The organism is Microtetraspora sp. NBRC 13810 (genome assembly GCF_030268685.1).
Taxonomy (GTDB): Bacteria; Actinomycetota; Actinomycetes; order Streptosporangiales; family Streptosporangiaceae; genus BSRQ01.
Genome location: NZ_BSRQ01000017.1, coordinates 21,022 through 34,337, shown reverse-complemented (window position 1 = coordinate 34,337; position 13,316 = coordinate 21,022). Strand labels below are relative to the sequence as shown.

Sequence of the window (13,316 nt, the reverse complement as noted above, 5' to 3'; positions counted from 1 at the left end):
CCCCCTATAGCATGAATTGACGGGCTATGCAGCCAAACGTAGGAAAGGTGACGTTGCAGCGCCGTTGCACGGGGGAACACCCGCCCTGGCCGGGGCGGGCGTCGCGCAAGGCGCTGCGGTAAGTCCGGTCACTGGCAGTGACGGCCACCCCGACGCGCCCCGTCGGGGTCGCCGCGGAGCGCACTATGAAGGTCAAGACCACCTCGACGGCCGCGGAGCTGTCGGCGAACCCCTCGGCGCAGTTCCACCTGCTCCAGCAGGTGCACGACGCCGTGCTCAGCGGCGGGAAGTCGCCCGCGCCGCCGCGCCCGGTGATCTCCGAGTCCTGGCGGCGTTCGCTGGCCGCGCACGTGGACCCGGAGGACTTCCGGCCGCCCGTGGTGTACCGGCCGGACGAGATGGCCGACGTGCGCTCGGCGCACCCGCTGCGCGCCGTACTGCCGCTGGTCCGCGACCTGCTGGTCGGCATCGCGGACGAGTCCCGGCACGTCATGATCGCCACCGACGCGGAGGGCACCATCCTGTGGCGGGAGGGGCCGGCGGACATCTGCCGGCGCGCGGACCAGGTCGGCCTGTGCGAGGGCACCCGGTGGGCCGAGGACGCCATCGGCACCAACGCGATGGGCACCGCCCTGGTCACGGACGCGCCGGTGCAGATCTACTCCGCCGAACACCTCGTCCGCACCTACCACACCTGGACCTGCGCGGCGGCCCCGGTGCACGACCCGGACACCGGCGACATGCTCGGCGTGATCGACGTCAGCGGGCTGCTCTACGCGCTGCACCCGGCGGTGGTCAGCCTGGTCGGCGCCACCGCGCAGCTCGCGGAGGGCCACCTGCGCCGCCGGATGGAGCTGCACGACGAGCTGCTGCGCGCGCGGAACATGCCGCACCTGGCCGGGCTGCGCGGCGAGGCGGGCGCGCTGCTCACCCCGACCGGGCGGATCATCGCCGCCGAGCCGCACGGCCGGTGGCCGGCGCGGATCTTGATCCCCGCGGGCGCGGACCGGGTCCTGCTCGGCGACGGCCGCGAGGCGCTGGTCGAACCGCTGCCCGGCGGCTACCTGGTCCGGGTCCCCCGCTCGGCGCGGGCGGCGGCCCGGCGGCCGAAACTGTCGCTGTCCTTCCTCGGCGACCGGCCGGTGGCGGTGCTGGACGGCCGCGAGGTGCCGCTGACCCTGCGCTGGGCCGAGCTGCTCGCGTTGCTCGCGCTGCATCCGGCCGGGCTGACCGCGGAGCAGCTCGCGTTGCAGCTCTACGGGGACGACGGCAACCCGGCGACGGTGCGCGCCGAGATCCACCGGCTGCGGGCCCGGCTCGGCGCGGCGACCATGCGGGCGAAGCCGTACCGGCTGCGGGCCGACGTGGAGGCGGACTTCCTCGCCGCGCGGGCCGCGCTGGGCGCGGGGGACGTGCGCGCGGCGGCGGCGGCCTGCCGGGCGCCGCTGCTCTCCGGTTCCGAGGCGCCCGCCGTCCGGGCGGAGGGCTACCAGCTCGTGGCGGCCCTGCGCGCGGCCGTCCTGGGGCACCGGGATCCGGACGCGCTGTGGACGTACGCGCAGAGCGAGCCGGGCGCGGACGACCTTGAGGTGTTCGAGCGGCTCGTCCGGGACCTGCCCGCGCATGACCCGCGGCGGCCGGTGGCCGCGACCAGGCTCGCGTGGCTGCTCGCCGAGGACGGGTGACCGCTTCACCCAGCCGTACATGCTACGGCATTGCAACGTGACATTTCATACTATTTTCCATATTCCCGACTATTCCCGGCACCGCGATGAACGTGCAGTGACGTTCCCACCACGGTGACGACTCCCGCCGGCACCGAGCCTCCGGGCTCGTGAGGAGGTACGAGCCGATGAGCGACGCGGAACTCGACCCGCAACGCGACTACCCCCTGGCGTCACACCGCCCCGAACTGCTCAGAACCCCGACCGGCAAACGCATCGACGAGCTCACCATGGCGGCCGTCCTGGCCGGCGAGGTGGCCGCCGAGGACCTCCGGATCGCCCCGGAGACGCTGCGGCTCCAGGCGCAGATCGCCGACTCCGTCGGCCGGCCGCAACTCGGCCAGAACTTCCGCCGGGCCGCCGAGCTGACCGCGCTGCCCGACGACAAGGTCCTCGGGATCTACAACGCGCTCCGGCCGCGCGCCTCCACCAGGCAGGAGCTGACCGCGATCGCCGACGAGCTGGAACACGACTACTCCGCCACGCTGTGCGCGCGGCTGGTCCGGGAGGCCGCCGACGTGTACGAGCGCCGGGGCATCCTCGCGAGCTGAACCCGCCGTCACGACGGCACGGGCATGAGGAAGGTGAGACGGGACATGAGCACTCGAAGCACGGCACGCCCGCAGGCCCCGGCGGTCCCCCGGCGGTCCAAGCGCACGGAGATCCTGGAGAACCGCCCGGTGAACCTCGACGGCTTCGTCGAGGAGTGGCCCGAGGTCGGCATGGTCGCCATGGACAGCCCCTACGACCCGCGGCCGGGCGTGCGGGTGCGGGACGGGGTCATCGTGGAGATGGACGGCAGGGAGCGGAAGGACTTCGACTTCCTCGACCAGTTCATCGCCGACCACGCGATCGACGCGGAGGCGGCCGGGCGGGCGATGGCGCTGTCCGCGGTGGAGATCGCGCATCTGCTGGTGGACCCGAAGGTGTCCAGGCGCGACGTGCTGGCGGTGTCCTGCGGCCTCACCCCGGCCAAGCTCCTCGAAGTCGTCAAGACCATGAACGTGGTGGAGATGATGATGGCCCTGCAGAAGATGCGGGCCCGGCGCACCCCGGCCAACCAGGGGCACTCCACCAGCGCCAGGGACAACCCGGTCCAGGTGGCCGCGGACGCCGCCGAGGCCGGGCTGCGCGGCTTCCGCGAACTGGAGACCACCCTCGGTGTCGTGCGCTATGCCCCGCTGGTGGCCATCGCGCTGCAGGTCGGCGCGCAGGCCGGCAAGCCGGGCGTGCTCACCCAGTGCGCGCTGGAGGAGGCCACCGAGCTGGAACTCGGCATGCGCGGCATCACCGGCTACGCGGAGACGATCTCGGTCTACGGCACCGAGGCGGTCTTCTGCGACGGCGACGACACCCCCTGGTCCAAGGCGTTCCTCGCCTCGGCGTACGCCTCCCGCGGGATCAAGATGCGGTTCACCTCGGGCACCGGCTCGGAGGTGCAGATGGGCAACGCCGAGGGCAGGTCGATGCTCTACCTGGAGATCCGGTGCATCCTGGTCGCCAAGGGGGCCGGCGTGCAGGGGCTGCAGAACGGCTCGATCAGCTGCATCGGCGTGCCCGGCGCGGTGCCGTCCGGGATCCGCGCGGTGCTCGCCGAGAACCTCGTCGCCAGCACCGTGGACCTGGAGTGCGCCTCCGGCAACGACCAGTCCTTCTCGCACTCCGACATGCGCCGTACCGCGCGGCTGATGCCGCAGTTGCTGCCCGGCACCGACTTCATCTGCTCCGGCTACTCCGCCGTGCCGAACTACGACAACATGTTCGCCGGCTCCAACCTGGACCCGGAGGACTTCGACGACTGGAACGCCATCCAGCGCGACCTCCAGGTGGACGGCGCCCTCCGGCACGTCCCCGAGGCGGAGATCCTCGCCGCCCGCAGCCGGGCCGCCCGCGCGTTGCAGGGCGTCTTCGCCCACCTCGGCCTGGCCCCGATCACCGACAGGGAGATCGAGGCGGTCATCTATTCGCACGGCAGCAAGGAACTCCCGCCGCGGGACGTGCTGGAGGACCTCAAGTCGGCGCAGTCGGTGATGGACCGGGGCGTCACCGGGCTGGACATCGTCAAGGGGCTGGAGGCCGGCGGCTTCCCCGACATGGCCGAGGCGCTGCTCGGCGTGCTGCGGCAACGGGTCTCCGGCGACCTGCTGCACACCTCGGCGATCCTCACCCCGGAGCTGACCACGCTGTCGGCCGTCAACGACGCCAACGACTACGCGGGGCCGGGCAGCGGGTACCGGCCCAGCGGCGCGCGCTGGGAGGAGATGAAGCGGCTGCGGCACGTCGTCAGCGCCCGCAATCCGGAGCAGGAGGTCGGCTGACCCACCGGGCGGCCGGGAAAGGAGACGTGATCATGGCTGACACCGTGGCGGCCCGCGACGGGGCGGCGAGCCGTACGCTGAGCCTGGTGGAGAAGGGCCCGGCGCTGCCCGGGCGGCGCTCGGACGAGGTGGTCATCGGCGTCTCGCCGGCGTTCGGCGCGTTCTTCTCCAGGACCATCGTGGACATCCCGCACGCCGACGTGCTGCGCGAGCTGCTGGCCGGGGTGGAGGAGCAGGGGGTGCAGGCCCGGGTGATCCGGCTGCGTTCCAGCGCCGACCTCGCGGTCATCGCGCACACGGCGGCCAAGCTGTCCGGCTCGGGGATCGGGATCGGCATCCTCTCCCGCGGCACCACCATGATCCACCAGAAGGATCTGCTCCGGCTGTCGAACCTGGAGCTGTTCCCGCAGGCCCCGCTGATGGACCTGGAGACCTTCCGCAGGATCGGCCGCAACGCGGCGCGGTACGCCAAGGGCGAGTCACCGGAGCCGGTGCCCTCGCGCAACGACTACATGGCCCGCCCGCGCTGGCAGGCCAAGGCCGCGCTGCTGCACATCAAGGAGACCGGGTTCGTCCAGCCGGACGCCGGGCCGGTGGAGCTCGACGTGCTGATCCGGTTGGCCGACGCCGGCTGAGGAGGAGATCCATGTCCCTGGTCGTGGGGGTGGACATCGGGAACTCGACCACGGAGGCGTGCGCCACGCTGGTGGGCGAGCACGGGGAGATGACCTTCCTGTCCGGCGCGCTCGGCGGGACCACGGGGGTGAAGGGCACCGTGGAGAACGTCTCCGGTGTCGTCGAGGTGGTGCGCCGGGCGCTGGCCGCGGCCGGGCGCGACCCGGCGGACCTGGCAGCGGTGCTGGTCAACGAGGCGACCCCGGTGATCAGCGGGCTCGCCATGGAGACCATCACCGAGACGATCATCACGGAGTCCACGATGATCGGCCACAACCCGGACACCCCCGGCGGCGCCGGGCTGGGCGTCGGCACCACCGTGGCCTTCGCCGGGCTGCCGGACTGCGCCGCCGGTTCCGCGGTCATCTGCGTCGTCGGCGCGGGCGTCGACTTCGAGGACGCCGCCGCCGGGATCAACGCCGCCACCCTGCGCGGCGTCCGGGTCACCGGCGTGGTGGCGCACGCCGACGACGCCAACCTGATCGCCAACCGGCTGCGCGAGCCGGTGCCGGTGGTGGACGAGGTCACCCTGGTGGACCGGGTGCCGCTCGGCATGCGGGCCGCCGTCGAGGTCGCCGAGCAGGGCCGCACCATCCGCACCCTGTCCAACGTGTACGGCATCGCCACCGTGTTCGAGCTGGACCCGGAGCAGACCCGGCTGATCGCCCCCGTGGCCAGGGCGCTGGTCGGCAACCGTTCGGCCGTCGTGGTGCGCACCCCGGCAGGGGACATCGCGGACCGCAGGATCCCGGCCGGCACCCTCACCCTGATCGGCGAGCAGACCAAGCGCTCGGTCGAGATGGACGCCGGCGCGGCCGAGATCATGGACACGCTGCGCCGGGTGCGGCCGCTGGTCGACGCCGCCGGCGAGCCGGGCACCCACGTCGGCGGGATGCTCGCCCGGGTCCGCGACACGATGTCCGAGCTGACCGAGATGCCGGTCGACGGCGTCCGGATCCAGGACGTGCTGGCCGTGGACACCTTCGTCCCGCAGCGGATCACCGGCGGCCTGGCCGGGGAGTTCGCGCTGGAGAGCGCGGTGGCGCTGGCCGCGATGGTGCGGACCAGCAAGGGGCCGATGGAACTGCTCGCCGAGCGGCTGCGCGCGGCGCTCGGCTGCGAGGTGCTGATCGGCGGCGTCGAGGCCGACATGGCGCTGCTGGGCGCGCTCACCACGCCGGGCACCGACCGGCCGCTGGCGATCCTCGACCTCGGCGGCGGGTCCACGGACGCGGCGGTGTCCAGCGGCGACGGCGCGCACTCCGTGCACCTCGCCGGCGCCGGCGACCTGGTCACCAACCTGATCGACTCCGAACTCGGGCTGGACAACCTGGAACTCGCCGAGGAGATCAAGAAGTTCCCGCTGGCCAAGGCGGAGAGCTTCTTCCACATCCGGATGGAGGACGGCACCGCCCGCTTCTTCCAGGAGCCGCTGCCCGCGGACGCCTTCGCCCGGGTTCTGGTGCTCACCGACGCCGGCATGCACCCGATCCCCACCCGGCACGGCGTGGAGAAGATCCGCGAGGTGCGCCGGTCGGCCAAGCACCGGGTGTTCGTGGTCAACGCGCTCCGCGCGCTGGAACAGGTGGCCCCCGGGGGCGACATCCGGCACCTCGGTTTCGTGGTGGTGCTCGGCGGGTCCGCGCTGGACTTCGAGATCCCCGACATGATCTCGGAGGCCGTCGCGGCGTTCGGCGTCGTCAGCGGGACCGGGAACGTGCGCGGCACCGAGGGGCCGCGCAACGCCGTGGCGACCGGCCTGGTCGTCAGCCACGCGGCGGCGCGGGCGGTGATGGAACGTGCGCTGCACATCCCCCGGTGACCGGCCCGCGGGCCGGGCCGGCCGGATCCCGCCCGCCGTGGTGCTGCTGCACCGCCACGGCGATCCGCGGGTGCTCCGCGAGATCCTCGCCGGGCTGGAGGAGGAGGGCGTGCCGTGCCGTACCGAGGAGGCGGCGGACGGCGGCGCGCGGGAACTGGCCTTCGCGGCGGCGCAGGTCTCCAGCCTGGGCGTCGGGGTAGGGGTGGACGCCATGGGGAACACCTGCGTGCACCACGCCAAGCTGCCGCGGGACGCGCCCGCGGCGGCGGGCCCGGCCGGCTCGGCCAGGGTCATGGGGCACAACGCGGCCCGGCTGGTCGTGCGCATCCCGTTCAAACGGCAGGAGGACTCCCATGCCTGATCGCATCGCCACCACCCGGTGGACCGGGGACCTGATCAACGGCTCGGGCACGGTCACCCTCGTCTCCTCCGGCGCGGGCGGCTTCACGGTGTCGCTGCCCACCAGGGCCGGCGAGCCGGACGGCCAGACCAGCCCGGAGGAACTCGTCGCCGCGGCGCACGCCGCCTGCTACAGCATGCAGCTGTCGGCGCTGCTCACCGCGTCCGGCACCCCGCCGGACCGGATCGACACCACGGCGACGGTGTCCCAGAACCTGCGCGGCGAGGCGTATCTGATCACCGAGATCCGGCTGGTCGTGCGGGCGGTGGTGCCCGGCGCGGACCCGGCCGGGTTCCGCCGGTCGGCGGAGCGGGCCAAGGAGGTCTGCCCGGTCTCCGTGGCGCTCAGCGCGACCCCGATCACCCTGGACGCCGAGCTGGACCAGGTGCCCGCGTAGCGGGGAAGGGAGACAGGACCATGCCCGCACGACTCGCCCTCGCCACCGCCCGCCAGGTGCTCGACGCCGCGCTGAACAGGGCGCTGGAGATCGGGCAGCCGATGAACGTCGCCGTGGTGGACGACGGCGGGCACCTCGTGGCGTTCGCCCGCCAGGACGGCGCGATCCTCGGCAGCATCGACATCGCGATCCGCAAGGCCCGCACCGCCGCGCTGATGGCGATGACCACCGAGCAGCTCGGCGAGTCCGCCGTGCCGGGCGGCCCGCTCTACGGCATCGAGGTGACCAACGAAGGTCTGGTGATCTTCGGTGGCGGCGTCCCGCTGGTCGAGGCGGGCGGCGAGGTGGCCGGCGCGGTCGGGGTCAGCGCGGGCACGGTGCAGGAGGACATCGCCGTCGCGCAGGCCGGGGCCGACGCCTTCTGAGCCCGCCGTGCGGGGGCTCACTCCGGCGCCGGGGCTCCGGCGCGGTAGCGCAGGCCGTCCATCAGCAGGTCCAGCAGCCGGCTGGCGCGGTCGCGCTGCGCCGCGTCGCCCGCCGCCAGGGTGACCCCGCTCAGACCGGTCAGCACGTCGACCGGATCGACATCCGGCCGCACGGTCCCGGCCTCGGCCCCGGCCCGCAGCAGGCCGCCGATCGCGGCGACCATCCGGTCCCTGCTCTCCTCGTACGGGTTGCCGCCGGAGGCGATGACGGCGCGCAGGGCGTCGGCCATGCCGCGTTTGGCCGTCATGTAGTCGACGAAGCGGTCCATCCACGCCCGGGTGGCCTCGTCCGGCGGCAGGCTGCCCAGCAGTTCGGGCGCCGCGTCGCACAGCCGGGCGAGCTCGTTGCGGTAGGCCGCCTCGACCAGGGCGTCCCGGGTGGGGAAATGGCGGTAGAGCGTGCCGATGCCGACGCCCGCCTCCCTGGCGATGGCCTCCAGCGTCACGTCGAGACCGTGCTCGGTGAAGGCCCGCACGGCGGTCTCCAGCAGCCGGTCGCGGTTACGCCGGGCGTCGGCGCGCAACGGGCGGGACTCGGTCGCCGGCATGGCTCCTCCTCGGTCACGGACGTACGGCTCGCGGGTACGTCACAGCCAAATATGCGGGATCACGGCCCAGCTTGCTAACCGGAGGAACCTCCACATACAGTGGAAGGCGTAACGGAGGCTCATCCGGTTATCACCATACCGGGCCTCGGTCCGCCCTTCGAGCAGGACAGGCAGGATCATGACCACTCGCATCAGCACCCCGTTCGGCGCCAGGTCCACCGCCGCGGAGGTCGTGGCCGGAATCGATCTCACCGGCCGCCGGGCCGTCGTCACCGGTGGCTCGTCCGGGATCGGCGTCGAGACCGCCAGGGCACTGGCCGCCGCCGGCGCCGAGGTGACGCTGGCCGTCCGCGACCTCGCCGCGGGCGGGCGCACCGCCGAGGACATCACCGCCACCACCGGCAACAAGGGCGTCCTCGTCGCCCGGCTCGACCTCGGCGACCAGGCGTCGGTGGCCGCCTTCACCGGCGCCTGGGAGGGACCGCTGCACCTCCTGGTGAACAACGCCGGCGTGATGGCCACCCCCGAGACGCGTACGCCGGAAGGCTGGGAGCTCCAGTTCGCCACCAACCATCTGGGCCACTTCGCACTGGCCACCGGCCTGCACGACGCGCTCGCCGGAGCGGACGGCGCCCGCGTCGTCTCGGTCAGCTCCAGCGGGCACCTGCGCTCGCCGGTGGTCTTCGAGGACATCCACTTCAACGAGCGCGCCTACGATCCCATGCTCGCCTACGGCCAGTCCAAGACCGCCAACGTGCTGTTCGCCGTGGAGGCGACCAGGCGCTGGGCCGACGACGGGATCACGGTCAACGCGCTGATGCCGGGCGGCATCCTGACCAACCTCCAGCGGCACATGTCCCAGGAGTTCCTCGACGGGCTGATCGCCCAGACCGGCGTCGCCGCGCGGTGGAAGACCCCCGAGCAGGGCGCGGCCACGTCCGTGCTGCTCGCCACCTCGCCGCTGCTGGAAGGCGTCGGCGGGCGGTACTTCGAGGACTGCCAGGAGGCGGAGCCGTACGAGCCGGGCGCCTGGGCCGGCGTGGCGCCCCACGCCCTCGACCCCGAGGCGGCCGCCCGGCTGTGGCAGGTGTCCGAGGAGACGCTCGCCGCCTGACCCGCGGCTCAGCGGGGGGCGGCGGAGGCGCCGTCCACGAAGAGCAGGGCCATCAGCGCGATCAGCGGCAGCAGGGTGAGCTGCAGGAAGCCCGCGCCGCTCCAGCCCGTCGAGTCGACGAGCGCCGAGAACAGGTATCCCGCGAGCCCGGCGGGAACGAAGAAACTCGCCATGTAGACGCCGGACACCCGGCCGATCAGGTCCGGTCGCACCGAGCGCTGCATGGCCGAGTAGATGTTGACGAACAGGAAGCCGCTCGCGATCGCCCCTTCGGCGAAGGACAGCACGACCTGCGGCCCGACCGTGGTGGGCCCGTTGAACAGCAGGTAGCCGACCGCCGACCCGGCGATCAGCGCGGCGATCATGATGGTGCGCTGGTCGAACCGGTCGCCGAGCCACCCGGCGACCGGCCCGGCCAGCGCTCCCAGCCCGAACATGCCGGCCGCCAGTCCCGCCTGCCCGGCGGTGAAGCCGAGCTTCTCCTGGAGGTAGGTCGGATAGAGGCCGATATAGCCGTACATGGTGACCCCCACCACCATGGCGACCGACGCCAGCATCACCACGTTGCGGTTGAGCAGGCCGTCCTGCGCGTGGCCGGGCTCGTACACGCGGACGGGCCGGCGGTCCCGCCCGACGTGCTCGGTGAACACCTTGCCGACCAGCGCCGCGATGAGCACGACGAAACCCAGGCCGAGCAGGCCGTACACCCACAGGGCCGAGCGCCACGTGCCGGTGGCGCCGTCCATCCCCGCGCCGGCCAGCGGGCCGAGGAGACCGCCGAGCCCGTAGGCGAAGTTGAGCCCGCCCACGGCCAGCGCCCGGCGGGCGAAGAAGTACGCGCCGACGGCCGCGAACAGCGCGGTCCCCTGCAACGACTCGCCGACGCCGGACAGCGCGCGGTACACGGACATGTCGAACAGGCCGAGCGACATCGTGGTGAGCAGGGTGAACACCGAGTAGATGAGGATGCCGGCCAGCATCACGGCCTTGCGGGAGAACCTGTCGAGCAGGAAGCCGGCCGGGATGCCCGCCGCCCCGATGCCCACCGTGCACAGCGCGACCAGCAGGTCACCCTGGCCGGGTGTGAAGCCGTACTCGCCGCCGATGTGCGGCACCAGCGCCGGGAAGACCTGCCGGTCCATCGAGTTGACCACGTAGGACGCGACGAGCAGGCCGAAGCTCGGCAGAGCGACCGCCCTGGTCAGTCGCGCGCGGCCGGTCACGGCGGCCCCGCTGTCGACGGCGTCGTCGCCCATGCCCTCCCCGCCCTCCCGTGCTTCCTCCGCTCGTCGTTTTACAATGATGCTGCATCTTATAAAATCCATTCTGCAAAGAGTCAAGAATGCCCTGGTCAAGGATGGGACCGGTCATGGAGGAGGCAGCTTGTCGCCCGGCAGATTCGCGAGTTCGCCGCGGAACCGCACCGCGCACGAGTATGTGCTCACGACCCTGCGTTCGGCGATCCTCGGCGGCACCCTCAAGGGCGGCGCCCGGCTGGTCCAGGCCGAGCTCGCCACCGAGCTGGGCGTCAGCACCACTCCGGTGCGCGAGGCGCTGCGCGATCTCGCCACCCAGGGCCTGGTCTCCGTCGACCCGCACCGCGGCGCGGTCGTCCGCTCCCTCGACATCGCCGAGGTCCGCGAGATCCACGAGCTGCGCACCACGCTGGAGCCCCTCATGATCCGCCGGGTCATCGGACACCTCACCCCCGACGACCTCGCCCACGTCGAGCACCTCCAGCGGGCGATGGAGCGCGAGCCGGGCCACGCCGCCTGGATCGACCTCAACCGCGGGTTCCACGCCGCCCTGTGCCGCCCCGCCGACGGCAGCCGGCTGGCCGGCATCCTCGCCGGCCTCCGCGACAGCGCGATCCCCTACGTCAACCTCGCCCTCGGCGCCAGCCCCCAGCACCTCCACAAGGCCAACACCGACCACCACACGCTGGTCGGGCTCTACCGGGCGGGCGACGCCGAGGGCGCCGTCCGGCTGACCCTCCAGCACATCGACGCCACCCTCGTCACCATTGAAAAGGCCCACGACGACGGACTCATCTGACCCACGCTGCCCGGCCGCCGCGCCGGTGTCCTGCGGGTGACCCGCACGGAGGTGCGATGGCCTTCGGGGGTGGACATCGGCGGGAACGATCTGTCACCATCCTGAACATGATCGTAGGAAAGGACGACGCCACCTCCATCCGGTGAGCGTTCTCGTGCAGCGGGAAGCTGCCGGCATCCGCGAAGAATGGCTGGGCGCGACGCTGTCGACGTCACCCACCGACCGTCAGGCCGCAGAGGCGGCCGTCACAGGGCTCTACCACCTGATCGGGCTCGCCCCACCACGTTTCCACTGGGTCTCGTCACCGGCCACCGCCCTCACGACCGTCCCGCCGGGAACGCGGCCAAAGCCCTCGGAGTCCATGGACCGCGTGTCCGAGTGGACCGTGCCCTCCCGGCTCCGAGCGTCGAGGGCGGCGCTCGGCCTGGAGCTCGACGCCGGGATCCACCGGGCACTGAACTGGGTGATCCGCCCCCAGGTGTTCGACTCGCTCACCCGGTCCACCCGGAACACCCTGGGGACGGCGCTCCGGGCGGCGCACGACTCGAAGACCGCGCGGTCGGACGCCTGGTACACGGCGCTGGGCGTCGCCTGGATCGCCCACTACGACTTCGTCCGCCGGGCGGCGGGCGTGGTCTTCACCCCCGAGCAGAACCGGCGGCTCGACCTGTGGGCGGCGGCGGGCCGGTCCTGCGGCTGGTGGTGGCCCCGCGAAGACGTGTGCGTCATCTCCGAGCGGCCCGCCGTCATGCGCACGGAGGTGTCCGGCGACGACGGCGAGGTGCGCCTGCACTGCGCGGACGGCCCCGCCGTGCGTTACGCCGACGGCTGGGAGCTGTACGCCTGGCACGGTACGCGCGTGCCCTCCTGGGTGATCACGGATCCGGCCGTGTGGCGGATAGAACGGGAGGCCAACGTCGAGGTCAGGCGGTGCGCGATCGAACGCATCGGCTGGGAGTCCTACATCGAACGGGCCGGGCTGAGGCTCGTCGCCTCCGCGCCCGACCCGGGCAACCCGGGCTCCTCGCTCCACCTCTACGACGTGCGCGAGGACACCCGGGTCCTGCTGGCGGTCAACGGCTCCGTCGAACGCGACGGGCGCCGCCGCCGGTACGGCCTGACCGTGCCGGGCTTCTTCGACGACCCGGTCGCCGCCGCCGGCTGGACCTACGGGTTGTCCGCCGAGCAGTACTCCACCCTCGTCCGCCGAACCTGAGGTGCCCGCCGTGAACGTGACTCTCGCCTCCCTCGCCCGGCGAACCGGGCTCACCGTACTCGACCATCTCGAACAGTCCGTGACCGTCCCCGTCGTCGACGGCCTCCAGGCCCAGGGCGACCTCATCGTCATCCCGCTGCCGGTCATCTCGGCCTCCATCCAGGTCTGGACCGGCGCCCGCTGGCGGGACGTCCCCGCGGGCGGCGTCGAACTGCTCCGCGGCGAAGCCGGCGGCAACCCGCACACCCTCGTCGCCGACCCCGGCGCCTGCCGCTGGACGGACAACGTGTACGACGCCGACGCCCTGGCCATCGGCCTGTTCGAAACCTCGGCCGCCGCCTACCTCCTGCACCCCGAACACGGCGCCACGGGCTGCGTCCCCGGCACCTACGTCATCCGCCGCCAGCGCGAACAGGAAGGCCGCCGGTCCCGCATGGTCGCCGACTGACCCGATCCACCCCGTACCGCGCCCTACCTGACCGTTCGCGCGCCCGCGACGGCGGCGGCCACGCCTCCGCCGCGGGCGCCTCTCTTTGTCGGTGGCACGTGAAACAGTGCGTCC

The 13,316-nt window shown here is 72.8% G+C and carries 14 protein-coding genes; 12 read left to right on the top strand and 2 right to left on the bottom strand.

The window, feature by feature from the left end; genetic code table 11:
• Nucleotides 1-185 precede the first annotated feature (185 nt).
• The 8 genes from QSK26_RS28820 to QSK26_RS28785 all read left to right on the top strand — a co-directional run bounded on the left by QSK26_RS28820 (nucleotide 186) and on the right by QSK26_RS28785 (nucleotide 7,761).
• A complete protein-coding gene (locus QSK26_RS28820) occupies nucleotides 186-1,685 on the top strand; it encodes a sigma-54-dependent transcriptional regulator family protein (RefSeq protein WP_285778421.1) in 1,500 nt (499 codons plus the stop codon).
• A 167-nt stretch (nucleotides 1,686-1,852) separates the two neighbouring features.
• Nucleotides 1,853-2,275 (top strand): diol dehydratase small subunit, encoded by a 423-nt coding sequence (locus QSK26_RS28815; protein ID WP_285778420.1) that lies wholly within the window; start codon nucleotides 1,853-1,855, stop codon nucleotides 2,273-2,275.
• A 45-nt stretch (nucleotides 2,276-2,320) separates the two neighbouring features.
• The gene (locus tag QSK26_RS28810) at nucleotides 2,321-4,042 is read left to right on the top strand and encodes a propanediol/glycerol family dehydratase large subunit (protein WP_285778419.1); all 1,722 of its coding nucleotides are present in this window, start codon (nucleotides 2,321-2,323) and stop codon (nucleotides 4,040-4,042) included.
• A gap of 32 nt (nucleotides 4,043-4,074) precedes the next feature.
• On the top strand, nucleotides 4,075-4,677 hold the full coding sequence (locus QSK26_RS28805; protein WP_285778418.1) for a propanediol/glycerol family dehydratase medium subunit: 603 nt from the start codon (nucleotides 4,075-4,077) through the stop codon (nucleotides 4,675-4,677).
• 11 nt (nucleotides 4,678-4,688) lie between these two features.
• Entirely contained in the window at nucleotides 4,689-6,539 is a 1,851-nt protein-coding gene (locus QSK26_RS28800; RefSeq protein ID WP_285778417.1) for a diol dehydratase reactivase subunit alpha, read from the top strand.
• Nucleotides 6,517-6,900, top strand: coding sequence for a glycerol dehydratase reactivase beta/small subunit family protein (locus tag QSK26_RS28795; RefSeq protein WP_285778416.1), 384 nt, complete (start codon nucleotides 6,517-6,519; stop codon nucleotides 6,898-6,900). Before QSK26_RS28800 ends, QSK26_RS28795 begins: the two co-directional genes overlap by 23 nt.
• Nucleotides 6,893-7,336, top strand: a complete 444-nt coding sequence (locus tag QSK26_RS28790) for an OsmC family peroxiredoxin (RefSeq protein ID WP_285778415.1) — start codon at nucleotides 6,893-6,895, stop codon at nucleotides 7,334-7,336. The genes QSK26_RS28795 and QSK26_RS28790 overlap by 8 nt, the downstream gene beginning before the upstream one ends.
• Nucleotides 7,337-7,356: 20 nt before the next feature.
• Nucleotides 7,357-7,761: a GlcG/HbpS family heme-binding protein gene (locus QSK26_RS28785; protein WP_285778414.1), complete on the top strand. Its 405-nt coding sequence runs from the start codon at nucleotides 7,357-7,359 to the stop codon at nucleotides 7,759-7,761.
• A gap of 17 nt (nucleotides 7,762-7,778) precedes the next feature.
• Here the strand turns inward: QSK26_RS28785 and QSK26_RS28780 are convergent, their stop codons facing one another.
• Nucleotides 7,779-8,369, bottom strand: a complete 591-nt coding sequence (locus tag QSK26_RS28780) for a TetR/AcrR family transcriptional regulator (RefSeq protein WP_285778413.1) — start codon at nucleotides 8,367-8,369, stop codon at nucleotides 7,779-7,781.
• A 178-nt stretch (nucleotides 8,370-8,547) separates the two neighbouring features.
• Here QSK26_RS28780 and QSK26_RS28775 point away from each other — a divergent pair, with 178 nt between their 5' ends.
• Nucleotides 8,548-9,483, top strand: coding sequence for an SDR family NAD(P)-dependent oxidoreductase (locus QSK26_RS28775; RefSeq protein ID WP_285778412.1), 936 nt, complete (start codon nucleotides 8,548-8,550; stop codon nucleotides 9,481-9,483).
• A gap of 8 nt (nucleotides 9,484-9,491) precedes the next feature.
• Here the strand turns inward: QSK26_RS28775 and QSK26_RS28770 are convergent, their stop codons facing one another.
• On the bottom strand, nucleotides 9,492-10,739 hold the full coding sequence (locus tag QSK26_RS28770) for an MFS transporter (RefSeq protein WP_285778411.1): 1,248 nt from the start codon (nucleotides 10,737-10,739) through the stop codon (nucleotides 9,492-9,494).
• A 127-nt stretch (nucleotides 10,740-10,866) separates the two neighbouring features.
• On the opposite strand from QSK26_RS28770, the gene QSK26_RS28765 reads away from it, so the two are divergent.
• From QSK26_RS28765 to QSK26_RS28755, 3 genes are all read left to right on the top strand, one after another.
• A complete protein-coding gene (locus QSK26_RS28765; RefSeq protein ID WP_285778410.1) occupies nucleotides 10,867-11,538 on the top strand; it encodes a GntR family transcriptional regulator in 672 nt (223 codons plus the stop codon).
• A gap of 142 nt (nucleotides 11,539-11,680) precedes the next feature.
• Entirely contained in the window at nucleotides 11,681-12,754 is a 1,074-nt protein-coding gene (locus tag QSK26_RS28760; RefSeq protein ID WP_285778409.1) for a DUF6745 domain-containing protein, read from the top strand.
• 10 nt (nucleotides 12,755-12,764) lie between these two features.
• On the top strand, nucleotides 12,765-13,202 hold the full coding sequence (locus tag QSK26_RS28755; protein WP_285778408.1) for a DUF8820 family protein: 438 nt from the start codon (nucleotides 12,765-12,767) through the stop codon (nucleotides 13,200-13,202).
• The last annotated feature ends 114 nt before the right edge of the window (nucleotides 13,203-13,316 follow it).